The following is a 21823-nucleotide window of genomic DNA, read 5'->3' on the forward strand; positions in this document are numbered from 1 at the left end:
AACAGCTCGGGCCAGTCGAGAAGCCGGGCGTCGAACGTCAAACGGGATAAGCACCCACGATGACCAGGCATTTTTCAGTTGCCCATGTTTTGTGTGCCCTGCCCAGGGCACGAACCTACGACAAGGCCAACTGCAGGGGATCGACGCCCATGCGATGGCGAAACTGCACTCTCGTCCGGCCGGTCCTGCCGCGTCGAGCCGATCCGCCACTTCTTGCGCAGGAACGCGCCCTGCAGCCCGGCCCGCCGCATCAGCCGCTCGACTCGCTTGCGACCGACCGGAATGCCGCGGCGGCGCAGCATCGCGTGCACCCGCGGTGACCCGTAGGTGCCACCCGAACTGGTGTGGATATCGACGATCTCAGCCAGTAACTGCTCGTCGTCCAGCCGTTGTTGTGACGGTTTCTCGGATTGTTTCATCCACCCGTAGAAGGTCGATGACGCGATGCCCAGAACCCGTAGTACGAGACCGACCGAGTGCTGCGGATGCTGTTTCACGAACCGCACGATCACTTCCGGGTCTGGCCGATCTCCGAGGCGAAATACGCACTCGCATCACGCAATATCGCGTTGACCCGCTCGAGCTCCGCGACCCGCTTACGCAGCCGCTTGTTCTCCTCCGCCACATCGGTCGTCGGCATGTCATGGCGTTCACCGGCATCGGCTTAGGCCTGGCGGATCCAGTGTCGCAACGCCTCATGGTGGACCCCCAACTGCTGAGCGAGCTTGCGGATCGTCGGCTTCGGATCCGACTCCCGATACAGGCGCACCGCCCGCGCCTTCAACTCGTCGGGGTACTTCTGGGTACTTCTTCGGTGCTGCCACGAATGACTCCTTCCGGGTCCCATAGGACCACGCTCAGAGCCCTCCGAGAAAGCGGGGGAACCTCACCCCAGACATAACCCATTTATGTGGAACACCCGATCGGGGTCGCCAAATTCAACAGGCGCCCGTTGATGCCCGCCAACCCACCGGCCCTGGGCCGGTCGGTTCCTGCGGCCAGCGCGCACCGCACCACGGCAGATCTGCCGAATTCAACGCATGTGTGTTCGAGTGCACTCGAACACCGAGGCTGACCTGTGGTTATCGCTCACGACCTGCGGCATCTTCTGGCAGATCTACAGGGATCACCATCGTCCGATCGGCTACCCCCGCCTGTCCGTGGCCATGAGAAAGTCCCCACTGGTGGCCATCTGTAGGTCCCCGCTGGCGGCCAGGTAGAAGTCCCCGTTTCCCCTTGCTCGTCGTGTCAATGCCCGGAGCTCGTGGCCTGGGCGGTGACGGTGATAGCGCCAACTGTCATCCGTCACTGCCCAGGGAGTTCCATTGAAGTCTGCGAGGGAGCGAATGGACATTATTTCCGCCTATCGAGAGGTCGGAACCTATCGAGGGGCCGCCGAGTTGTGCGGCACCACGCACAAGACCGTGAAACGCGTTGTCGAACGCGCCGAAACCGGCGGCGACCGGCCAGAACCGGTGGGAAGGGCCCGCAACTACGACCACGTGCGTGACTTGGTCGTCGAGCGGGTCGAGAAATCGAAGGGCCGGATCTCGGCCAAGCGACTACTCCCGGCGGCGCGGGCTGCCGGTTACGAGGGGTCGCCGCGGAATTTCCGGCGGCTGGTGGCCGATCAGAAAGCGTTGTGGCGCAAGGATAATCATCGAGGTCGGCGTCCGGCGATGTGGTCGCCTGGTGAGTATCTGGTGATCGATTGGGCCCAGGCCGCGCCGGGGTTGCAGTTGTTCTGTGCGGTGCTGGGGTTCTCGCGGTGGCGGTTTGTCGCGTTCGCTGCCGATCAGAAGCAGTCGACGACGCTGGCGTTGATCGCCGAGGCGTTCGCCGCGATCGGCGGTGTCCCAGCGAGGGTGCTGGCTGATCGGATGGGTTGTCTGAAAGGCGGTGTGGTCGCGAACGTGGTCGTCCCGACTGCCGAATACGTCCGGTTTGCAACGCATTACGGCTTTTCCCCGGATTGGTGCCACGGCAATGATCCGCAGTCCAAGGGCATCGTGGAGAACCTGTGCGGGTATGCCCAGCGTGATCTGGCGGTCCCGTTGCTGACCGAGGCCGCGACGACGGGCCGAGCCGTGACGCTGCGGGAGGCCAACGCGGCGGCGAAAGTGTGGTGCGCGGAGGTGAACTCGCTGGTGCACTCGGAAATCTGCGCGGTCCCTGACGAACGCCTCCTCGTCGAGCGGGAGGTATTGGCTCCGTTGCCGTCGCTGCGGCTCGAGATCGGCGCCCCAGCGGCCATCCGCACCGTCGACCGGCTCTCGTGCGTGCGTTACGGGTCGGCGCGCTACTCGGTGCCGAACCGGCTGATCGGCGAAAAAGTCGCGGTCATCATCGATGTCGGTGCGCTGCTGGTGCTCGAACCGGCCAGCGGTGTGATCGTGGCCGAGCACGAACTTGTCGCACCCGGTGAAGCATCGATCCTCGATGACCACTACGACGGACCCAGGCCCGCACCCAACCGCGGACCACGACCGAAAACTACTGTCGAGCAACAGTTCTGCGCGCTCGGTGACGATGCCGAAGCGTTCCTCGTCGGTGCGGCCGCGATCGGCAACACCCGCCTGGGCTCGGAGTTGGAGATCCTGCTCGCGCTCGGCGCCGCCCACGGCCAGACCGTATTGGTGGCGGCGTTGCGGCGGGCGGTGGCGTTCAACCGGTTCCGCGCCGCCGATGTCCGTTCCATCCTCGCCGCCGGCACCGGCACCCCGCAGCCCCGCCCGGCCGGTGACGCACTGGTGCTGGACCTGCCCACCGCACCGACCCGCTCCCTCGACGCCTACAAAATCACCCGCGACGGGAGCGCCTCGTGACCACGACTCGATCGAAAACTGTTGCTCCCATGTCGATCCCGGATTTGGCTGCCGATCTCGATGCAGGGCTACGGCGGTTGAAACTCGCTGCGGTCCGCCGCACTGCACCCGAGGTCCTGCAGATCGCGAAAACCCAGCGCTGGACTCCCGAGGAGGTGCTGCGCACGCTGATAGGGGCCGAACTGACAGCCCGCGACGCCTCCAACATCCGCAATAGGCTCAAGGCCGCCGCGTTCCCGGTCGCCAAAACTCTCGACAGCTTCGACGTCGCTGCATCATCGATACCGCAGACGACCTACGACTACCTCTCAAGTCTGGAATGGGTTCGCGCGCAACACAATCTCGCGCTGATAGGACCGCCCGGAACTGGCAAAAGTCACACCCTGATCGGGCTCGGCCACGCCGCCATCCACGCCGGGCACAAGGTCCGATATTTCACCGCAGCCGACCTTATCGACACCCTCTACCGCGGGCTGGCCGACAACACCGTCGGCAAAATCATCGACAGCCTCCTGCGCGCGGACCTGGTGATTCTCGACGAGATCGGGTTCGCCCCACTCGACGACACCGGCACCCAACTGCTGTTCAGGCTGGTCGCGGCAGCTTACGAACGCCGCTCACTAGCCATCGCCTCACATTGGCCGTTCGAGCAATGGGGCCGGTTCCTACCCGAACACACCACCGCCGCCAGCATCCTCGACCGACTCCTGCACCACGCCACCGTCGTCATCACCGATGGCGATTCCTACGGCATGAAACACCGAGACAAACGAGGTGACCGCCCCTGAACTGAACACCCCACCCCGGCAAGGGGGTGGGGACTTCACCTGGCCACCAGCGGCGACCTACAAGTGGCCATTGACACCCGCCACGCTGCTACTCACCGGGGCCGCAATGATTCTCCGCAGGCACTGCCCGAGGAGCCGATCCACGGCCCACTACCGACACCACAGCCGGTGGCCCGTGTCGCCGATGGCGATGTCGTGTACGGGATGCCTACCGTCGGAGAAGCCGGACGAGTCAACGATCGCCATGTCCTGGGTGCGTTGGGATGGCTGCCAGGAACGTGTCTGAGGATCCGGCCGATCGACTGGGTCCTACTGATCCGACCAGCATTCGACGGGCAGACGCACGTCACTTGCGGGCGTATTCTGGAAACTGAACTCCTTCCCGAGCTCAGATTCAAGATCGACCGCAGACGACAGGGCATGCTAATGAACAAACGAGGCCAGCCTGCATCCAAAGCGACGAGATCCATCGGAGGAATTCTACCGCCGAAAGGATATCGAGTTTCAAATCTCCCCACGGTTTACCGGTATCGGAAATACCAGAGCCCTGGCAGGTATTATAAATCGGTGTACGGTGTACCGAACGCCATGCCGGCAAAATCCTGGAAGAGGATTTCGCATCATACCTGAAATATTCTCGACCTACCGAAATAGAGGTGACACGAATGTGCGACGACAGCGACACAAATAGTTGCCAATGCGAAACTGCGGTCACCCCCCAGTCCTGCCGGCGCCTTGGTGGCCAATTCTGTTTGCGGTGCGGCCACCAGGCTCGACAGGGGCCCAGTTTCGGTGTCGTCAGCGCTTTCGGTCCAGCTCATCGTGTGCCTTCCCACACGCGTCCGCACCTTCGCAGCGGCGGTGAGCGTTCATGACCGGGCCTGGGTACAGCGATGCTGACCACCTTCTTTACCAGCAACGCTACGAAGATTGTCGACGCAGAGCCATCGCCGCCGGCGCCCTCGAACCACAAGGGTTCAAGGAGGGGATGGCGGCGAATTGGATGGCATACAGCGGGGAGTCGTTTGCAGACACAGCGCGGGCGCAAGCACGGTTGGAAGCCTGGATCGCCAAGTGCATGGAACAGTATTACTGAATTCCCATGGCTCTTGGCCGGCCTCACGATGATCTACCAGCGCGACACCCTGGTACCCGTGCTACCGGGAAAGATCCCCGCACTGGATGAGAGCGAGTTGTCCCGCTATCGACCCAGCTACCGTTACCTGAGCTACCTCACCGCACGCAGTGGTGGCAACCCGCACGCAGACCTGCCCGGCTCTGATCGGCCCGAACTGGTCGATGACATCATCACCGCCGAAACCTACTGGCTGCGCCAGCAGCACTGACAGGACCCAACCGCCTTTAACCGCATCGCCCGTTTGACCAGACGGCAACACGTTGACGCAGTTCACAGCCCACATCCGGAAAATCGGCATGAGCGAGCATTGGCCGCGATCCCAGATGCACTGTCGGACAGGCGATCAAAAGCTAGGCATCATGGAGTCCGGCACGGCCGGCAGCAAAATGACCCTCACGGTCGGGTAGGTCGGCCGATTCAGCGGATCGGTGTAGGCAAGTCGCCGGACAGCAGCAGCTGCGGGATTTGAGTGAAGGTCCAGCCGTTGCCGTTTCGGGCGAAGACGTACACCACGTCGAAACGTTCGTCCGGCCACGATTTCGGCGGCGTCGGCTCGATGCCACCCAGATGGGCGATGATCACGCCGATATTCTCATGCTGCCAGCTGATCAGCACCGGTCCGCGGATGCCGGGCAGTGCAGCGGCCAGGTCCGCTTCCTGCCCCTTCGCGAACCGCAGATCCACCTGCAGATCCAGGGCGGCCGCCAGCGCACTCACCGTCTGCTGCGGCCGCTTGCTGCCGTGACCACCCGGACTCGACGCGAAAATCGTGGCGGGCCGCGATATTCCCTGCCGCGTGGGTACAGCGCTTCCCCCGGCCGCGCGCGGATCGAACAGCTCGACCAGTGCACCGGCACGCGTCCACCCACGCACCGTCAGCGATTCCTCATCCCGCTCCCCCGCCTCGGTGATCCCGTAGGGAGTGCCCGATCCGTTCGGTTTCTCCGCATGACGGATAATCATCACCATGTCCGGCAGTGCCCCGGCAGACGGCGGCGGGGACACCGGAGTCGCGCTGGCCACGGGCTTCTCATGCTTGTGCTTCCCGCCACCGCACGCCGCCAGGACCGGAACCAGCGTGGCGGCACCCGTCAGGCCGAGCATCGACCGCCGATCCAGCTGTGGGTTCATAAGCGACAACCGTACCCAGGCGACCGGTGAATTCGGTTCCCGCCGGCACCTCTCTTGGTAGCAGCCACGTGCGGGTCGCCCGTCGGCCGAACCAGAGAGACTGGTCCGGCGCGGTCAACCAGATATACGTCGACTAGGCAGCGACTCCAGTAGTGAACAGCAACCGCGGCCCCACAGTCGACGTGTTTCCTATATCGCGATGGTGGTGGCAGCCGCAGTGATCGTGTTTTCCCCGGCGCGCCACTGGGTTTGATCACCACAGCGGTGCAGGCGACGGCGGGACTACTGCTGCCCAGCGCGAGCGCGTTCCTGCTGCTGCTGTGCAACGACCCGCAAGTCCTGGGGCCGTGGGTGAACCGCACCTGGCTAAACGTCGTCGCCGATGTCATCGTCGGAGTATTGCTGCTGCTGTCGGGAAGGGATGCTCGCTCTGCGCGGCTACCTCGTCATCGGCGCAATCCTGTTGCTGGTCAAAGCGATCGAACTCGGCCGTGGCTAACCGGCACGGGTCAGCCGCGCCGACGGCGCGCACGCCGAGACCGCCGACGACGCTGTTGGTCGCGGACGTCGCCGCGCCGACCGGGCCAGCAGCAGCCCGATCAACAACGCCACCAGACCCAGCAGCAGAATGCCCGACACGATCCACACCTCGGTCGGGGAGTAGAGTAGACAGGCCAAGATCAAGGCGTGGTGTCGGCAGAACACGAACCTGCCGCTCGATGTCCTGCTCATTCATCTCAATCCGATGTTGCGGGGCTGGACCGCGTATTTCAAGTACGGGTGCTCGAACGCGACCTTCAGCTACCTGCGGTCATACCTGTGGAAACAGATCGTCAGGTGGCAAGAACGCAAGCATCGGCGAACCCCATGGAAACAACTACGCCGACGCTACGGCATCTGGCCCAGCGACGGCGGTGTGACACTATTCGACCCCGCCAAGGTTAGCGCCAAGCGCTACTACTACCGGGGCACGAAGATCCGTAGCCGTGGCCAAGCACAGCATGAGGAAACCTCTTCTGCCCGAAGGGATTTGCGGAGAGCCCGGCGCTCGGTAACGGGCACGCCGGGTTCGGGAGGCGGCCCGGAGAAACCCACCGATGGCAACATCGACAGGGCGCTCCGGGCCGACCTCACGGGATCGAAGGAGGTGGAAGACCTTCGCCGCGGATCAAGTCCGGGTCGGCAAACCTCGCGCCGAAGCTGGCCACGCTGATCGCGGGGATTGCCGCTGGTGCGGTATCGACATGCTGCGCAGCAGCGGTTGTCAGGAGGTCCACATCACTCACCTACCTCAACGACCAAGGGCAACCAGGAGTTTCGGTTCAACAGGTGAGGAGCCGGGGCTTCCCACGCATGCTTATCCCTCTAGTGGAAGACACATACAGTTGATATGTACTGTCGGCACAGTCTCGCGCTGTGTGGGATTCGTATCGGTCGTTCGTTCGGACGGAGTTGACAAGTAGTGAAACAGCGACTGGCCAAAGCCTTGGGTGTTGCCGCCCTCAGCATTGTGGCCACTGGACTATTCATTCCCCGGGCTACCGCCCAGTCGGCCCCGAATCTCGCACCGGGTGTCGATTGCGAAGGGTTCCAATGTTCCAACAACACCAACGACACCTACCGCATCGAGTGGGACGCAATGTGTTTCGCCCCCGGAACGGATGAGCCGAGGACAGTGGTTCCGACCCGTAACTGGATACCCCCGCACGGGCACATCTTCATGGATGTGGGGTGTCCGTTCGAACGACTCCTGGGCACCTGGGAGGACGATCCGGATGGCCGTTTCCGTCACCCTCGGAAGCACCATGACGACCTCGTGCAGGGTGTCGTGGTCGATGTGTATTACAAGGCAGCGCTGGTCGACAACCCAGCACCACTCCCACTGCCGACCGGCTCAGCTGGCTGAACGCGTAGGATAGCCCTGGGACGAATTCTAATGCCGCACAGGACTTTCCGGTTCGTGCGGCGTAGACCGAGCGTATCGATTGCCGAGGTGGCCGGTCGGCTGCCCAGACTCGGGGCAGCCCGGCGCTTTCATACTCGGAACTGGTCGTGTTCGACCATCAACTTCTCAAGGCGGCATTCGCGAAAGTGCCGCAGGCGTCACGGTTTCCGCGCCTGGAGACACCCCACGGCGTGCTCATATGAATCTGATCTTGTCGGAGGTTCCGGACTGGATGAGCGTCCCGCGCAACCCGCACCAGCTGTCGGCCCGCGACGAGTTTCACACCCCCTTCGGGGTGTATGCCCTGCTGACGGAGTTGACCGCCCGGTATCGGGAGATCACCGGCAGCAGCGGGTTGTGTCTGGCCTACCAACCTAGCCCTCGCAGCGGTCACCGGCTGCGGACGGCGAATCCGGACTTCCGGCTTCCGCGGTGGGCACGGCACCACAACCTGCTCGCTGATGAGCCGGATACCGACGAGCAGCCTGTGCCCTTGCAGCTCCGGATGGGTCTGCTGCGGTTGACCTACCTGGAGCTACACCAGAACCCAGTCGCGAACATCGAGACGACACTGGTCAATGACTCCCTGTCCCCCAACCGCGGCAACCTCGCCGAGTACCGGCAGGTCGTCGCCAACGCATCACAAACGAGAACTCCGGCATGCCGCCGAAATAGGTCTTGGTAACGCTTATTACCGAGACACATTGCGGGGCAGGACTGTTGAAAGCGCAACGGAAGCTACCGGACTGGACGCACGGTCGACCACTGACAGTGTCGGCAATTCCGACCCACGGCTACGATGCCTGGGGCCGGGAGGGATCCAGCTACTCCCCGAACACGAGATTGGTTGAGATATGGCATCACTGGTCAAGCACATCGGATTGCCGCTTGCAGCCCTAGCGTGCACCGTCGCCCTCGCCGCGTGCAACGATTCTTCGAAACCCGCTGCGGCCTCTAACACTTCGGGTGCCTCTAACGCTTCGGGCGGCGCGGATACCCACTCGGCGATCTACAACTCCGAATGCCAGGCCATGGTGAAGATCTTCACCGACTCGAGCCTGCCCGCCTCGGCGAAGGATCCGGAGAAGGTGATCTCCAACTTCAAGAACAGTCCGGGGTGGTCCGCCTTGTCCAGCCAGCAGCAGGTCGATGCCGTCGCGGGTATCCGCAAAGCCGCCACCGGCTCCTGCAGCTGACCCGTCTGCCGCGAGCAGGCCCCGGTCGCGGGCGCTGTTTGTCGACGTGCCTGCTCGAACGATTCAACGAGGTCAATGCAACGGAACAGTTTTCGAGGTGGCCCCTTACACAGGGGTGAGCACCGACAGACGGTGTGTCCCTGAACGCGAGCTGCTCACACCGGGGCGGCCAATCCGGTCGCGCCCCAACAGCGCTGTCGGCGTCAAGGAAGTTGCAGGTCAGCGATATACACCAGGTTGGGGATATGGGTCAGCTCCCCCTCCGGACACCAAAATAGACGAAACACGTTGTGCTGCAATGGGTTTCGTCATTTCTGGCATGCGCCAGCGTGCCGCCGCGGTTTTGAGCCGAAGCGGCGGCGCTCCTGTTCAGCTCGACGGTACTCGCTGCGATCCGGGCCACGCTCTCGACATGAGGAGTTGGATCGGCCCGTCATTTGTGGCGTGATCGCGGAGTGGTGGTCACCCAGACCGGAGATTCTGGTCACCCTGCCATCGCTCAACCGATTGGAAACCGACCGGAGGGCCCTGTGGCGGTAGGAGCCGCGACGGCCCGGTACCGCGGCTTTGTCGGCGTGTCCATCAAGTTGCGGATTCCGGCGGGCGACACCCGCCGATCATGGAACCATGCCGAGACACACCGATCGTGGTTTCGTCCGCTACGTCATCGTCGGAGCCGGCCCGGCCGGTCTGCAACTGAGCTATTTCCTCCACCAGCCTGGAGCGGACTACGTCACCTTCGAGCGTGAGACCGCTCCTGGAAGCTTCTTTCGCCGGTTTCCGCGCCATCGTCGGCTGATCTCGATCAACAAGGTGCACACGCACAGCAGCGACCTGGAGATCCGGTTGCGCTGGGACTGGAACTCGCTGCTCAACCACGACCCGGAGTTGCTGTTCCCGAGGTTCACCGACGAGTACCTGCCTGCGGCCGACGACATGGTCCGGTATCTCGGCGAATTCCAGCGTGTCCATGGTCTCGCCGTCGGCTACGGCACCGAGGTACGGCTGATCGAGCGCGACGACGACGGCTTCCTCGTGCACACCTCGGAGCAGTCGTTGCGATGCCGGTGCGTCATTGTTGCCACCGGCTGGGGCGCACCGTTCATCCCGGACATCCGCGGGGTCGAGCACGCCGTCGGCTACGAGGATATGGACGTCGATCCGCGGGGTACGCCGTACAGCGGGTGTTGATCATCGGCAAGGGGAATTCGGCGTTCGAGACTGCGCACGCGATCCTGGCCGGGCGTCGATGGTGCATCTGGCGAGCCCGCGTCCGCTGCGGCTGGCGTGGACGACCAAGCACCCCGGCGATGTGCGCGGACACTACGGTGCGATCCTGGACAGCTATCAGTTCAAGACCCTGCACTCGGTGCTGGACTGCTCGATCGACGAAATCCGGCCCGTGCCCGGCGGATTCGCAGTCGACATCACCTATACCCATGGCCCAGACGCGCGACTTCCGTCGTGCGTCCTCGGCCTTCATCGACGGCTTCCGCTACATTCTGCGCACACTGTGCACGGTCTTGCGGGAACGCTACGACGGTATCCCGCTGGAATTTGCTGTGGCACGGCCGGATCCGCACGCACTGACCACGCTGGTACTGGATCGGCTCAACTGGAGCTCGGCACTGTGGGCACAGTTCGAGTACCTGTGCGACGTCCTCGTGGTCGACTCGGAGACCGATCGGGTGCGGCACTACCAGGACCTGCCCGAGGACTACGCCGTAGCCAATTCGGGGACCAGCCGCACTACTACACGGTGACATTGCGCTGGGGCCGCGACAATTATGCCAACGTCTTCGCCATCGAACGGCATCCCGACCCGGCATGAGCGCAGGAGAGCGCATTCATCCATCCGGTCATCTGGCGTTATTGCCGCAGCGAGCTGGTCAGTGAGCGCCATCTGTTGGAAGATCTGCTCGGGCGGTGGCGGCACCCCGACCGACACTTGGCGCCGCTGCGGACCTTCTTCGCCGAGCAGTTGTCCGGCGAACAGGTTCAGTGATCGCCGCAATCACTCGCGCCGGCCGATGCGACCTGTGCGGGATCCTGCGGTGCTCCGCTACCGGCGGTGTGGGCGATGAGGTGATCGACGACATCGGCCAGCGATCCGCGGCGCGCGGCGGCCCGCCGTTGCCGGGTCGCGCCGTCACCGTGGTCGATCACCCACCGCAACCATCCCGCGACCGCCTCCAGGTCGCCGTCCTCCTCGAGGATCGGACCCACCGTGTCCAGCAGGCCGGTCGCGAGCTGGGCGGCAGGCAGCAGACGTCTGGTGCGCGGATCGATGCCGTGCCCGGTGATGCCGTCGCGGGCCGCGCGCCAGTACGCCAGGCGCAGCGTCTCCGCCGCGACCGCGGGTCCGGGATCTCCGGCGTCCACTTTGTGTAGCGCGTCCGCCGCCAGCGCCCGGATCAGGGCGGCGAGCAACGCGGACTCCGCGGCGGTCGTCGGCACATCCGCTGCGCGGATCTCCAGCGTCGGCACGTGCGCCGAAGGCCGGATGTCCCAGAAGATCGTGCCGGCATCGACCACCGCACCGACCTCGTGCAGCGTGGAAACGACCCTGTCGTAATGGTCCGCCGACCTGAAATACGGTGGTGGACCGGCGACCGGTTCCAGATCATCGTTCGCCGGCCCGCGTACCCGGTATCGCGTTCGGCCCAGTAGGGCGAGTTCGCCGCCAGTGCTATCAGGACCGGAAGATGCGGGCGCAGATGATTGCTCACGAGCACAGCCCGTTCCCGCTCCGGGATCTCCACATGAACGTGCAGCGAGCAGATAGCCAGCTCGTCGTGCAGGCCGCGGAAGGTTGCGATGCCGCGGTCTTGACGGTCACCCTCGGTGATCGGTGGCGGAACGACGTTGCCGAATACCGGAGTACCGGATGAGAATACCGAAACTCCCAGTGCCGCAGCAGGCGGGCGAGATCGAACTGCCATAGCGATTCCCCGATCGCGGTGATCATGGTGGCGTTGTCCAGCCATACGGCGTGGGTGCTGCCCCTGATGGAGGAATCGGTGGGCTCGAACCGCAGGGTGGATACGCGCAGCGCCTCCTCCAGCCTGGCGGTGTCGTAGAACGCCAGATGCTGGCCGGCGTTGCCCGAATCCAGCACAATTCCCACCGGCGCTACCACGGCAAGGACATCGTATTGCGCTGTAGCGGAACACAAATGGATGAATCAGCCGAGCGCTCGCCGGCAGGAGGCAAACGCATACGCTGTGATGGGGAAGGTCCGATGCTCGCGACGACGACGGCGCTGCTGCGGCAGCAGTACAGGGGAAACGGCATGGAGATCAGCGACTTCTTGCGACGCAAGCTCGAACGGCGGTTTCAGACTTTCGATTTCGACGGCAACGGACTGATCGAGCGAGCCGACTTCGAGGCCGCCGCAGTCGCGGTGGTCGATGCGTTCGGCCACCCGGCGGACTCCCCCGCCCGGTCCGGGTTTGTCGAGCTCAGTCTCTTGCGGTGGGAGTTCCTCGTGTCAGTGGCCGATCGCGACGGGGACGGCACGATCGATCTGGCCGAGTACCAGCACGCTTTCGCCGCAGGCCTGCTGGTGACCGAGGAGTCCTTCGAGCAGGGTTACCGCCCGTTCCTGGAAGCGCTGATGGCGGTCGCGGACGTCGACGGTGACGGGGCGCTGTCGGAGGCTGAGCACGTGCGCTGGACCGCGGCGTTGATGCACCTGCCGGAGACCGACGCTCGCGAGATCCATCGGCGCCTCGACGCCGACCAGGATGGTCTCATCACCACCGACGAGCTGCTCGCGGCGATCAACGACTACTACTTCGACGAGAATCCACAGGGTGTGGGCAGCTGGCTGCTGGGCAGGCTTCCGGACTGAGCCCCGAGTTCCGTTCGCGAACGACTTTCGGACTACCACTGTTGGTGGGAGTCCGCACCACGCCGCGAATCAGACTGCACCCGCACTGAGAAGCCCGACACGAGACGGCTGCGAACCTGTTCGGTGCGCGGCCGTTTCGCGGCGGATCAGTATTCGCCGGTGTTTCCACTGAGCATCGTCGTCGACTGCGCCTCGACGCGGCGAGTCTGCGGTGTCAGTGCAGTGGGGTTCTGATGTTGTGGCCGGCGATGTCTGCGTGGGTGGTGTACCAGATGTCGGCGTGACGGCATGACGGGCCGGCCACGCCCCGATGAGCAGCTCGGTGTCCTTGTCGCTGCGAGGCCTCTAACCCCGCGACCTGCCGGAACCGATAACATGCGGTGGTGAAGCGCAATGGCTCCCGAGCGGACAAGGATCACAATAAAGACCTCCGCACTCGGGATCGGATCCTGCGCGCCACGCTCGAATGGGCTGCCGACACCGGCGTGGGGAAGCTCTCGATGGACGAGATCGCCCATCGGGCTCGCTTGGCTCGAGCCACGCTGTACCTGCACTTTCCTGGTCGACAAGCCCTGATCAGCGCGGCAGTCCGCTGGGAGCTGGAGCGATTCTTCGCAGATATCTCCCACGTCGTCGCCCGCTATGACGATGTCGAGGAACGCTTGGTCCATGGCTTTGCCTACGGTTACCGCACCTTGCGGTCCCATCGGACGCTCAATGCCGTACTCGAACTCAATCCGCAGATCCTGTTGCCATACGTACTCGGCGACGCTTCGGCGATTGATCGCGCTCGGCGAGCGGTGATGACCTTCTTCACCCCGTCGGAGTTACCGCCGGGCGTGGATAGCGAGGTCCTAGCCGAGCAGATCGTCCGCACTTATCACACGTTGATTTTGGCTCCGTCCAAGGTGTTCGACCTCGATTCGATCGGCGGCCCCGAACAATACGCGCGCACTTTTCTGGTTCCGCTGATTCGCCCACGTCACGAAGGGGATCCCGATTATTTGGCGATACCACCGGAACCGCAAACCTTAACGAACACCGCTGAGTTTCTCCGCGGAACTCGGGACGCCAGTAGCGAGGACCAGTAGCCATAATTTCTCGGCGGGCGCCGGGTCGCGCGGCAAGCCGAGGAGGATGGCATCGAGGTCATGGTGGGCAGCCCATTTCAGTAGTCCGTCGATGCTCGCGTAGATCGGAAGATCCTTGTTGCCCAGCGATACTCGCTCATTGGACAGGGTATTGCGTGCGACCTGCCATCCTCGGTCGACCGCCTCGGCCACGTCCTCGTCGGGCACAAGACATCCTCCAGGAACACCTCGTTGAACAACAGGGCGGCCGACGTCGAGGGTTTTGGCGTCCAGTTGTGCACGCAGGTAATCCGACGACACGGTGCGCCGGGCGAGTCCGCGAACGGAATCAGCCAGGGCGAGTTGGTCGGGGCTGATGGCGATCGGCATGGTGAGCTCCTTGAAGTCTGTGGTGCGCGTGAGCGCGATGGCCGGTCAGCGAAGGCCCAAACGGTTGAGCAGTCCGTAGACGTGGCCGGCGACCGTCGTGGTGGCATCGCGGCGAAGCCAATCCGGCGGGGACTGCAATGCGAGCCGCTGGACCGCAATCGTCTGCGGCTCTGTGTATTTGAGCAGCCCTTCAGAGCCGTGTCGCCGACCGAGCCCGGACTCCCCCATTCCACCGGCCGATGCCCCGATGCTGCCGTAGGCGGCCGCGAACCCTTCGTTGATGTTGACGGTACCCGCGCGGATTCGCCGGGCCACCTGCTGCGCGCGTTTGATATCGCGCCCGTAGACGCTGGCGTTGAGGCCGAACGGCCCGTCGTTAGCGAGCCGGACAGCCTCGTCGACCGTGTTGTACCCGAACACGGCGACGACCGGCCCGAACACCTCATCGCGGTAGAGAGCCATATCCGATGTCACACCGGTCAAGATGGTCGGCTCGAAGAAGTAGGGGCCGAGTTCGGGCCTGCGCATGCCACCGGTCACTACGACTGCGCCCCTTGCGACAGCGTCCTGAACCAGACCATCGACTTTGGACAGCTGGGCTGCGCTGGTCAGTGATCCGAGGGTGCCGTTGAAGTCGTAGGAATTCGTGAAGGTCAGCTGCTCGATGGCCAGACGAAACAGATCGAGGAACCGGCTGAGTGAAGCTTGTGGCACAAGGATTTTCTCGATCGCCATACACACCTGCCCCGCGTGCATGAAACAGGCGCGCAACGCAGACTTCGCGACGTCGGTCAGCTCGGTGTCGTCGAGTACGATCATCGAATTCTTGCCACCCAGTTCGAGACTGCAACCTACGAGACGTGAGCTGATCTGTTGCGAGACAACACGTCCGGTCGCTACCGAGCCGGTGAATGCGATGTAGTCGGCGTGATCGACCAATTCCGCACCGACCGTCTCTCCCGGCCCGACAAGTACCTGCAGGACGTCGGCGGGCAGGCCCGCCTGCTCGAGTAGCGACGCGGCGAACAACGCGTCGAGACTGGTCTGCACGTCCGGCTTGAGAATCACCGCGTTTCCCGCGAGCAGGGCGGTCAACGTATCGGAAATACCGATCGCGTACGGGAAGTTCCACGGCGCGATCACTCCGACGACACCGACCGGATGACGTTCCTCGGTCGTGCTCACCAGCAGCGGCACCATCGACTCGCGGCGGGCCGGTGCCAACATCGCCTTACCGTGGCGAAGGTAGTAACTCAGTGTCAGGTTCGGCTCGAGGAACTCGATGAACGCCTCCCAGCGCCCCTTACCGGTCTCGGCCTGGATCAGGTCGAGCATCGTGTCCTTGTTCGTGCGCGCGAGGCCGAGATACTTCGAAATCACATGTGCGCGGTCGCCGAATGGCGCTCTCCCCCAGGCACTCTGTGCCCGTCGGGCGCGATCGACCAACCCCGCGACATCCGCCATATCGGCGACGGGAAGATCGATGATCGTGGCGCCGGTGAAGACCTCGGTCACTGCGACCGTGCCGTACGCGCTGCCGACAACACGCGACGCCAGAGTAGCGAGAAGCTGCTGGGGCAGCGGATGGCGCCTGGCCGCCTCGGGTGGCACGGATGTCTGCGCACTCATTTGTCTTCCCCGGCCGCCTCACGGCGAGCCACGCGATTTTCATAACCGGCACGACCCGGGTCCTTGCTCGCATCGATGATGTACGACTCGCCACCGAGCGCACGCACCGCGAACGTCGACAACGTATGCGGCAGTATCGCACTCGCCCGATAGAGCACCATCAACTCCTTGGGCACCGCTACCTCGAAGATCCGCCGCTGTGTCGCGCGTAGGATCGCCTGCGCGACCTGCTCCGGATCCGATTTGCGCAACGCCCAGTGGTCGCCGACGCCGTCTGCGAGTTCGGTGCGTACCAATGCGGGCATCACCAGCGAGAAGGTGATTCCCCTGCTGCGGAATTCGGCTTCCAGCGCCTCGGTCAGCCCGACCACGGCGAACTTGGTAGCACCGTAGGTCGCGACACCGGGAAAGGTCAGCTTGCCCGCCGCCGATGCCACATTAACGATATGACCCTTCCGCCCCGAGGCAAGCATGCGCTGAATCGCCAGCTGCGAACCCCACAGCACGCCGAACAGATTGATGTCGACCTGGCGGCGCACCGACCGCGCGTCCTCGCCTTCGAAGGCGACGATGGGCATTACACCGGCGTTGTTCACCAGGACATCGATCTCGCCGAGTTCGGCGGCGACCGTGTCCAGGAATGCGGTGAAACTCGCGTGGTCGGTGACATCGAGGTCGACACCGATCGTGCCGTGTCCGATCGACGCCGCGGTGGCTCGAACCAGATCACCGTCGATGTCGCCAACCGCCACGCGCGCGCCCGCTGCGGCGAATTCGCGGGCGGTGGCGGCGCCGATACCGCGCGCACCCCCGGTGATCGCGACAACCTTGCCGCGCAGATCAAATTTCGGTGCCACGTGCATTCCTCCTTCGGCGATGCCGTGCGAGACGAATTCATCGACTGGATCCATCCGCACAGCAGCGACCTCGACTAACCCGCCAGCAAGCCCTTGGCGATGTGGGTGACCTGAACCTCGTTGGAGCCGGCGTAGATCATCAGCGACTTGGCGTCCCTGGCCAACTGTTCGACGCGGTATTCGGTCATGTAACCGTTCCCGCCGAACAGCTGGACCGCATCCATCGCGACGTCGGTCGCGGCCTCGGAGGCATACAGCTTGACCGCGGATGCTTCGGCAAGCGACGGTGTGACACCCGCCTGCATGAGCTCGATGGTGCGGAACACCATGTTCTGCACGTTGATTCGCGCGACCTCCATCTTCGCCAGCTTCAGTTGGATCAATTGGAAGTCGCCGATCGGCTGACCCCACAACACCCGATTCCTCGCGTAATCGGTACACAGGCGCAGACATTCGTCGATCACGCCCAGTGCCATCGCGCCGACTCCGAGGCGTTCGGTGGCGAAGTTTGCCCGCGCGCTGTCGCGTCCGTCCCCCTCGGCGTGGTCCTCGGTCTCACCGAGCAGCCGGTCCTTGGTCAAGCGCACATTGTTGAAGAACAACTCGCCGGTCCTAGAGGAGTGCAGACCCATCTTCTTGAACGGCTTGCCCTGCTCGAACCCGTCCATTCCCTTATCGAGGACGAAGGTGAGGACCTTGCGGTCACGCTTATCCATCGATGCGTCGCCGCTGTCCAGCTTGGCGTAGACGACGACCGTGTCCGCGATCGGACCGTTGGTGCAGAAAGTCTTCTGCCCGTTGAGGATATAGTCCTCGCCGTCGCGCTTGACGTAGGTCTTCATACCCCCGAAGGCGTCGGACCCGGAGTCGGGTTCGGTGATCGCCCACGCACCAACCTTCTCGTAGGTGAGCAGTTGTGGCACCCAGCGCTCCTTCTGTGCGATGGTGCCGCGCGACTGGATGGTGCCCGCCGCCAGCCCTAGACTCACGCCCATGCCGGCGACCAAACCCATACACACCCTGGACAATTCGCTCACCAGGACATAAGCCATCGATGCCTGGCCACCGGCGCCGCCCATCGGGTTCGCGCCGCCCTTGGTCGCCCGCACCGATTCCCCCGCCGCGAGCGCGGCCCTCTCCTTGGCGAGCGTCTTCTCGAACTCTTCGCGCGCGAGTTGGTCGATGCCGAAGGTAGTGAACAACTTTCGGATGACCGGGGCCGGATCCATCTCGCCTTCCTCGAGGGCGTCGATGTGCGGTCGGACTTCCTTGTCGATGAACTCCCGGACCGCCTGGCGGACCGCGATGTCCATCTGTGACCACTCGATCATGTGTGCTTCCTTTCCGAAATAGTGGGAGGGCTAGGACCAGGAGGTCGTTTTATCGGCAACCAGGTCGATCGACCATGGGCCGTCGGTCTCGATGAGCCGCTGCTGGGTCCAGCCCTGCAGTTGGGCGATCGCACCGCCTTGGACTTCGAACACCTGCCCGGTCAACGGGCACTTCTCGGTGGCGAGGTAGGCGACGAACGGCGAAATGTTGGCTGGACTGAACGCATCGAACTCGTCCTCGGTGACCGGCGCCGCGAACAGCGAACTCATGCCGGGCGTGGCCAGGGTCAGCCGCGTCCGCGCGATCGGGGCAATTGCATTGACGCGGACTCCGTAGCGATCGAGTTCACCGGCGGCGACCCGAGTCAACGCGGCGATGCCCGCCTTGGCCGCGCCATAGTTGGCCTGTCCGGAATTGGGCATCGTGACACCAGATGCCGACGCGGTATTGATCACTGATGCTCGAACCTGCGCACCAGCTTTGGTCTGGGCCTTCCAGTAGGCGGCCGCGTGCCGCAACATCGCGAAATGCCCCTTCAAGTGGACCAGCAGCACCGAGTCCCACTCTTGTTCCGACAGCGTCGGAATGAAACCGTCGCGCAGAATGCCCGCATTGTTGACAAGCACATCGAGAGTTCCGAATGCGTCGACGGCTTGTTCGACGAGCGCGGCCGCGCCATCCCAACTCGCGATGTTCTCGGTGTTGGCGACGGCCTTGCCGCCGAGGGCGATGATCTCGTCCACGACCGTTTGTGTGGGACCGGTGTCGGCACCGGATCCGTCGTTGGCGCCGCCGAGATCGTTGACCACGACCGAGGCGCCTTCCTCGGCGAACAACAGTGCATGCTCGCGGCCGATACCGCGCCCCGCACCGGTGATGACGGCTACCCGTCCATCGAGGTGTCCCATATCAATACTCCTGAATCATGGTGTGTTCGAAGGTGATCGAGGCGTTAGTCGTCGATGACGACCAGTCCGTCCTTGATGACCAGATCCCCGAGGGCAGTCGTCTGGAAGACGTAACTGCTCGCGCCGTCCTGAGAGGTCGAGTGCCAGAACGCGGATTCGATATCCTGGTCGGGCAGTACCGGTTTGGCGAAGCGGACCGCGAGTTCGCGTAGCCGTTCGGTCCGTGAATCAGCCAGCTCGGTCAACGCCGCCCACGAAGTGAATGCCATCGTGCACAGGCCGTGCGCGATGATGCCAGGCAGTCCAGCGGCTTTCGCGGAATCCACGTCGAGATGGATGGGCATCGGATCACCGGCGGCAGGGGCGTAACGGAACGTCTGATCGGCGTCGATGTGCTGGCTCAGTTTCATGACCGGGTCGTAGCCGGCCAGCGGGCCGTCGAAGCCGTGTTTCGGCCCGAGATCGCCGACCGTCTCACCGCAGTCGTACTTGCGGAAGAAGAAGGTCACCCATTGCTCGTTGAGCAATTCGCCGGAACTGTCCCGGGTTTCGGCGTAGACCGTGCCGCGGGTGCCGTTCGGCAAACCCTGATATCCGATCGGTTTCGCGCGCGAGACCAGCGTGTCGCCCGGCCGGATGTGACGGTGGTATCGGAAATACTGTTCACCGTGCACCAGTCGTGGAATCAGTTGATACGGTGCGACTTCCAGCGAAGCGCCGACGAGCGAATCGAAGATCGGCACAACCGCGAAAACAGGTGCTGCGATTGCTCCCGCACGATGCTCTTCGATCGGGTCGTTCGTCGCTTCCGCGTAGGCGATCAGCCGGTCCTGCTCCACCTCGAAACGTGTTTCGGGTGTCCACTTACCGATCGCGTCGGCGTTGAACTTGTAGGTCGATTCGCTCATCGTCGTCTCCAGTTGCCGACCCGCAGATCAGATCGCGGCCTTGAGCTTTTCCAGCGAGGCGTCGAGTTCTTCGCCCACCGCCTTGTCGATGGCGTTGCCGATCGCGCCGACGAGCATCTGACCGGCGAACAAGGCGTTGAGGTCGACGCGGGTCACCTCACCTTCGGTACCGTCCACCCCGACCTCGATGGTGGCTTCGACGCCGGCCATGCCGGTGCCGGTCACCTTGAACGCCCCCTTCTTGGCGGACAGCACTTCCTCGGGCGTACTGGCTTCGCGCACCGTCCATTCGATGGTGTTGGCCATTCCCATCAGGGTGACGACCTCGGTGTAGCTATCGCCCACCTTGATCTCGCCCGCGGCAGGCACCGCCCCTTTGAAGCTGGTGTGGATGGTCATCCAGTCGCTGAAGTTGTTGATATCCGACAGCTGGTTCCACAGTCGGTCGACCGAGGCGGTCAGTTCGATGGTGCGGTGGATCTGGGGCATTTTCTTCTCCTTGATGGTGCGGTGTTGCTGGTAGCGGATGTCAGCGCTCGGCAGGCTGATAGGCGGTGACGACCACCGCTCCGCCGAGTCCGATGTTGTGTTGCAGCGCGACTCGGGCCCCGGCGACCTGACGTTTGTCGGCGTCGCCGCGCAATTGCCAAGTCAGTTCGGCACATTGGGCAAGTCCCGCAGCGCCCAGCGGGTGCCCCTTCGAGATGAGGCCGCCGGACGGATTGACGACGTAGCGGCCGCCGTAGGTGGTGTCGTTCTCGTCGATCAGCAGATGACCTTCACCGACGGGGGCGAGTTGCAGCGCCTCGTAGGTGATGAGCTCGTTGGCCGAGAAACAGTCGTGCAGTTCCACCACGTCGACCTGATCGGCGGTGAGACCGGCCTGCTCGTATACCGACGCCGCGGCACGCGCACTCATCTCGCCACCGACGAGAGTGATCGCCGACTTCGACTCGAAGGTCCCCGGCACGTCAGTGACCATCGCTTGCCCGGTGATCTCGACCGCGCGGGTGACCAACTCGTTGTGCTCTTGCAGATACCGCTCACTGACCAGGATCGCCGCACCCGAACCGTCGGAGGTGGGCGAGCACTGCAGCTTGGTCAGCGGCGCATAGATTTCCGGGGACGACAGGATGTCGTCGAGGGAGTACTCGTCGCGGAACTGTGCATACGGATTGTTCACCGAATGCTTGTGATTCTTGTAGCCGATCTTCGCGAAATGCTCCGGCGTACTGCCGTATTTCTCCATGTGTTCGCGTCCGGCGGCACCGAACATCCACGGCGCGGGCGGGAACCGGAGATCGTAGAGTTCGGCCAGCGCATTGATGTGCGATGTCATCGGCTGTTCGCGATCGGTGAATGTCGCACCGAGCGAACCCTTTTGCATCTTCTCGAAACCGAGTGCCAGCGTGACGTCGGCGCGGCCGCCGCGAATCGCTTCCGCCGCCAAGTACAGCGCCGTCGAACCGGTGGAGCAGTTGTTGTTGACATTGACCACCGGAATTCCGGTCAACCCGAGTCCGTACACGGCGCGCTGTCCAGCGGTCGATTCGCCGTACACGTAGCCGACGAAGGCCTGCTCGATGACTTCATAGGAAATTCCGGCGTCGGCCAGCGCCTTGCTACCGGATTCCTCGGCCATCGCGGGATAGTCCCAACCGTCGCGAGCACCCGGCTTTTCGAACTTGGTCATTCCGACGCCGATGACGAAGACTCGTTCACCCGTCTTGCGTGCCATGTCGTTCCCTTCCTCTCCGGCCTAGTCCGGTCGCTCATAAACGTACATTAGATAATGTATGTATGTTGGTGGCATGTGTCACACCTACTGAACGATCGACCTTTGAACACTGCTG

Annotated in this window: 24 protein-coding genes and 2 pseudogenes; 11 read left to right on the plus strand and 15 right to left on the minus strand. The window is 63.5% G+C overall.

Annotation, left to right across the window (positions count from 1 at the left end):
* Positions 1-74: 74 nt before the first annotated feature.
* Genes ACHQ4I_RS30515 through ACHQ4I_RS30525 form a run of 3 tightly spaced genes read right to left on the minus strand, consistent with a single transcriptional unit; the run spans position 75 to position 847 of the window.
* The gene (locus tag ACHQ4I_RS30515; protein ID WP_420775335.1) at positions 75-497 is read right to left on the minus strand and encodes an IS3 family transposase; all 423 of its coding nucleotides are present in this window, start codon (positions 495-497) and stop codon (positions 75-77) included.
* Between the two features lie 11 nt (positions 498-508).
* Positions 509-640 carry a hypothetical protein gene (locus tag ACHQ4I_RS30520; RefSeq protein WP_420775336.1) on the minus strand — a complete coding sequence of 44 codons (132 nt, stop codon included), beginning with the start codon at positions 638-640 and terminating at the stop codon, positions 509-511.
* Positions 641-664: 24 nt separating this feature from the next.
* Positions 665-847: a transposase gene (locus ACHQ4I_RS30525; protein WP_420775337.1), complete on the minus strand. Its 183-nt coding sequence runs from the start codon at positions 845-847 to the stop codon at positions 665-667.
* A 478-nt stretch (positions 848-1325) separates the two neighbouring features.
* On the opposite strand from ACHQ4I_RS30525, the gene istA reads away from it, so the two are divergent.
* The 3 genes from istA to ACHQ4I_RS30540 all read left to right on the plus strand — a co-directional run bounded on the left by istA (position 1326) and on the right by ACHQ4I_RS30540 (position 4959).
* Complete coding sequence (gene istA / locus ACHQ4I_RS30530; RefSeq protein ID WP_420775338.1) at positions 1326-2825, plus strand: IS21 family transposase; 1500 nt, start codon at positions 1326-1328, stop codon at positions 2823-2825.
* Positions 2826-2854: 29 nt separating this feature from the next.
* On the plus strand, positions 2855-3613 hold the full coding sequence (gene istB, locus ACHQ4I_RS30535; protein WP_420775339.1) for an IS21-like element helper ATPase IstB: 759 nt from the start codon (positions 2855-2857) through the stop codon (positions 3611-3613).
* Between the two features lie 1109 nt (positions 3614-4722).
* Complete coding sequence (locus ACHQ4I_RS30540; protein WP_420775340.1) at positions 4723-4959, plus strand: hypothetical protein; 237 nt, start codon at positions 4723-4725, stop codon at positions 4957-4959.
* Between the two features lie 209 nt (positions 4960-5168).
* On the opposite strand, the gene ACHQ4I_RS30545 is transcribed toward ACHQ4I_RS30540, so the two are convergent.
* Positions 5169-5882, minus strand: coding sequence for a histidine phosphatase family protein (locus tag ACHQ4I_RS30545; RefSeq protein ID WP_420775341.1), 714 nt, complete (start codon positions 5880-5882; stop codon positions 5169-5171).
* A gap of 184 nt (positions 5883-6066) precedes the next feature.
* Between ACHQ4I_RS30545 and ACHQ4I_RS30550 the strand changes: the two are divergent.
* Positions 6067-6299 (plus strand): annotated as a pseudogene (locus ACHQ4I_RS30550) (manganese transporter); the annotation flags it as partial.
* Between the two features lie 78 nt (positions 6300-6377).
* On the opposite strand, the gene ACHQ4I_RS30555 reads toward ACHQ4I_RS30550, so the two are convergent.
* On the minus strand, positions 6378-6614 hold the full coding sequence (locus ACHQ4I_RS30555) for a hypothetical protein (protein ID WP_420775342.1): 237 nt from the start codon (positions 6612-6614) through the stop codon (positions 6378-6380).
* On the opposite strand from ACHQ4I_RS30555, the gene ACHQ4I_RS30560 reads away from it, so the two are divergent.
* The 5 genes from ACHQ4I_RS30560 (at position 6613) to ACHQ4I_RS30580 (ending at position 10786) form a co-directional block, all read left to right on the plus strand.
* Positions 6613-7095, plus strand: coding sequence for a group II intron maturase-specific domain-containing protein (locus ACHQ4I_RS30560; RefSeq protein WP_420775541.1), 483 nt, complete (start codon positions 6613-6615; stop codon positions 7093-7095). The genes ACHQ4I_RS30555 and ACHQ4I_RS30560 overlap by 2 nt on opposite strands.
* A 931-nt stretch (positions 7096-8026) precedes the next feature.
* Positions 8027-8512 carry a hypothetical protein gene (locus ACHQ4I_RS30565; protein WP_420775343.1) on the plus strand — a complete coding sequence of 162 codons (486 nt, stop codon included), beginning with the start codon at positions 8027-8029 and terminating at the stop codon, positions 8510-8512.
* A 169-nt stretch (positions 8513-8681) separates the two neighbouring features.
* Complete coding sequence (locus ACHQ4I_RS30570; protein WP_420775344.1) at positions 8682-9023, plus strand: hypothetical protein; 342 nt, start codon at positions 8682-8684, stop codon at positions 9021-9023.
* Positions 9024-9650: 627 nt separating this feature from the next.
* Positions 9651-10214, plus strand: coding sequence for an NAD(P)-binding domain-containing protein (locus tag ACHQ4I_RS30575; RefSeq protein WP_420775345.1), 564 nt, complete (start codon positions 9651-9653; stop codon positions 10212-10214).
* A gap of 248 nt (positions 10215-10462) precedes the next feature.
* Positions 10463-10786, plus strand: coding sequence for a hypothetical protein (locus ACHQ4I_RS30580; RefSeq protein WP_420775346.1), 324 nt, complete (start codon positions 10463-10465; stop codon positions 10784-10786).
* 235 nt (positions 10787-11021) lie between these two features.
* On the opposite strand, the pseudogene ACHQ4I_RS30585 reads toward ACHQ4I_RS30580, so the two are convergent.
* Together ACHQ4I_RS30585 and ACHQ4I_RS43270 are read right to left on the minus strand one after the other, a co-directional pair.
* Positions 11022-11785 (minus strand): annotated as a pseudogene (locus tag ACHQ4I_RS30585) (carboxylate-amine ligase).
* Entirely contained in the window at positions 11749-12150 is a 402-nt protein-coding gene (locus tag ACHQ4I_RS43270) for a hypothetical protein (RefSeq protein ID WP_476445412.1), read from the minus strand. The pseudogene ACHQ4I_RS30585 and the gene ACHQ4I_RS43270 overlap by 37 nt, the downstream one beginning before the upstream one ends.
* On the opposite strand from ACHQ4I_RS43270, the gene ACHQ4I_RS30590 reads away from it, so the two are divergent.
* A complete protein-coding gene (locus tag ACHQ4I_RS30590; RefSeq protein ID WP_420775347.1) occupies positions 12112-12876 on the plus strand; it encodes an EF-hand domain-containing protein in 765 nt (254 codons plus the stop codon). The genes ACHQ4I_RS43270 and ACHQ4I_RS30590 overlap by 39 nt on opposite strands.
* 383 nt (positions 12877-13259) lie before the next feature.
* Positions 13260-13967 (plus strand): TetR/AcrR family transcriptional regulator, encoded by a 708-nt coding sequence (locus ACHQ4I_RS30595; RefSeq protein ID WP_420775348.1) that lies wholly within the window; start codon positions 13260-13262, stop codon positions 13965-13967.
* Here ACHQ4I_RS30595 and ACHQ4I_RS30600 read toward each other — a convergent pair.
* The 8 genes from ACHQ4I_RS30600 to ACHQ4I_RS30635 form a co-directional block, all read right to left on the minus strand.
* Positions 13908-14336 (minus strand): acyl-CoA dehydrogenase family protein, encoded by a 429-nt coding sequence (locus ACHQ4I_RS30600; protein ID WP_420775349.1) that lies wholly within the window; start codon positions 14334-14336, stop codon positions 13908-13910. The genes ACHQ4I_RS30595 and ACHQ4I_RS30600 overlap by 60 nt on opposite strands.
* A 45-nt stretch (positions 14337-14381) precedes the next feature.
* Positions 14382-15965 (minus strand): succinic semialdehyde dehydrogenase, encoded by a 1584-nt coding sequence (locus ACHQ4I_RS30605; RefSeq protein WP_420775350.1) that lies wholly within the window; start codon positions 15963-15965, stop codon positions 14382-14384.
* Positions 15962-16828 (minus strand): SDR family oxidoreductase, encoded by an 867-nt coding sequence (locus tag ACHQ4I_RS30610; protein WP_420775542.1) that lies wholly within the window; start codon positions 16826-16828, stop codon positions 15962-15964. Before ACHQ4I_RS30610 ends, ACHQ4I_RS30605 begins: the two co-directional genes overlap by 4 nt.
* A 68-nt stretch (positions 16829-16896) precedes the next feature.
* A complete protein-coding gene (locus tag ACHQ4I_RS30615) occupies positions 16897-18153 on the minus strand; it encodes an acyl-CoA dehydrogenase family protein (RefSeq protein WP_420775351.1) in 1257 nt (418 codons plus the stop codon).
* Positions 18154-18183: 30 nt separating this feature from the next.
* A complete protein-coding gene (locus ACHQ4I_RS30620; RefSeq protein ID WP_420775352.1) occupies positions 18184-19062 on the minus strand; it encodes an SDR family oxidoreductase in 879 nt (292 codons plus the stop codon).
* A 44-nt stretch (positions 19063-19106) separates the two neighbouring features.
* Positions 19107-19970, minus strand: a complete 864-nt coding sequence (locus tag ACHQ4I_RS30625) for a MaoC/PaaZ C-terminal domain-containing protein (RefSeq protein WP_420775353.1) — start codon at positions 19968-19970, stop codon at positions 19107-19109.
* Positions 19971-19997: 27 nt separating this feature from the next.
* A complete protein-coding gene (locus tag ACHQ4I_RS30630) occupies positions 19998-20459 on the minus strand; it encodes a type II toxin-antitoxin system Rv0910 family toxin (protein WP_420775354.1) in 462 nt (153 codons plus the stop codon).
* Between the two features lie 40 nt (positions 20460-20499).
* Positions 20500-21708, minus strand: coding sequence for a lipid-transfer protein (locus ACHQ4I_RS30635; protein WP_420775355.1), 1209 nt, complete (start codon positions 21706-21708; stop codon positions 20500-20502).
* Between the last annotated feature and the right edge of the window lie 115 nt (positions 21709-21823).

This window comes from Nocardia nepalensis, from assembly GCF_048910785.1.
GTDB classification, from domain to species: Bacteria; Actinomycetota; Actinomycetes; order Mycobacteriales; family Mycobacteriaceae; genus Nocardia; species Nocardia nepalensis.

Bases quoted from the DNA above. Each gene is read 5' to 3' on its own strand.
- ACHQ4I_RS30605 (WP_420775350.1), bottom strand. From the start codon at position 15,965: ATGAGTGCGCAGACATCCGTGCCACCCGAGGCGGCCAGGCGCCATCCG.
- ACHQ4I_RS30555 (WP_420775342.1), bottom strand. From the start codon at position 6,614: ATGAGCAGGACATCGAGCGGCAGGTTCGTGTTCTGCCGACACCACGCC.
- ACHQ4I_RS30590 (WP_420775347.1), top strand. From the start codon at position 12,112: ATGCTGGCCGGCGTTGCCCGAATCCAGCACAATTCCCACCGGCGCTAC.
- ACHQ4I_RS30525 (WP_420775337.1), bottom strand. From the start codon at position 847: ATGGGACCCGGAAGGAGTCATTCGTGGCAGCACCGAAGAAGTACCCAG.
- ACHQ4I_RS30600 (WP_420775349.1), bottom strand. From the start codon at position 14,336: ATGCCGATCGCCATCAGCCCCGACCAACTCGCCCTGGCTGATTCCGTT.
- ACHQ4I_RS30565 (WP_420775343.1), top strand. From the start codon at position 8,027: ATGAATCTGATCTTGTCGGAGGTTCCGGACTGGATGAGCGTCCCGCGC.
- ACHQ4I_RS30625 (WP_420775353.1), bottom strand. From the start codon at position 19,970: ATGAGCGAATCGACCTACAAGTTCAACGCCGACGCGATCGGTAAGTGG.
- ACHQ4I_RS30520 (WP_420775336.1), bottom strand. From the start codon at position 640: ATGCCGACGACCGATGTGGCGGAGGAGAACAAGCGGCTGCGTAAGCGG.
- ACHQ4I_RS30580 (WP_420775346.1), top strand. From the start codon at position 10,463: ATGGCCCAGACGCGCGACTTCCGTCGTGCGTCCTCGGCCTTCATCGAC.
- ACHQ4I_RS30630 (WP_420775354.1), bottom strand. From the start codon at position 20,459: ATGCCCCAGATCCACCGCACCATCGAACTGACCGCCTCGGTCGACCGA.
- ACHQ4I_RS30545 (WP_420775341.1), bottom strand. From the start codon at position 5,882: ATGAACCCACAGCTGGATCGGCGGTCGATGCTCGGCCTGACGGGTGCC.
- ACHQ4I_RS30620 (WP_420775352.1), bottom strand. From the start codon at position 19,062: ATGGGACACCTCGATGGACGGGTAGCCGTCATCACCGGTGCGGGGCGC.
- ACHQ4I_RS30615 (WP_420775351.1), bottom strand. From the start codon at position 18,153: ATGATCGAGTGGTCACAGATGGACATCGCGGTCCGCCAGGCGGTCCGG.
- ACHQ4I_RS30635 (WP_420775355.1), bottom strand. From the start codon at position 21,708: ATGGCACGCAAGACGGGTGAACGAGTCTTCGTCATCGGCGTCGGAATG.
- ACHQ4I_RS30575 (WP_420775345.1), top strand. From the start codon at position 9,651: ATGCCGAGACACACCGATCGTGGTTTCGTCCGCTACGTCATCGTCGGA.
- ACHQ4I_RS30610 (WP_420775542.1), bottom strand. From the start codon at position 16,828: ATGCACGTGGCACCGAAATTTGATCTGCGCGGCAAGGTTGTCGCGATC.
- ACHQ4I_RS30570 (WP_420775344.1), top strand. From the start codon at position 8,682: ATGGCATCACTGGTCAAGCACATCGGATTGCCGCTTGCAGCCCTAGCG.
- istB (WP_420775339.1), top strand. From the start codon at position 2,855: ATGTCGATCCCGGATTTGGCTGCCGATCTCGATGCAGGGCTACGGCGG.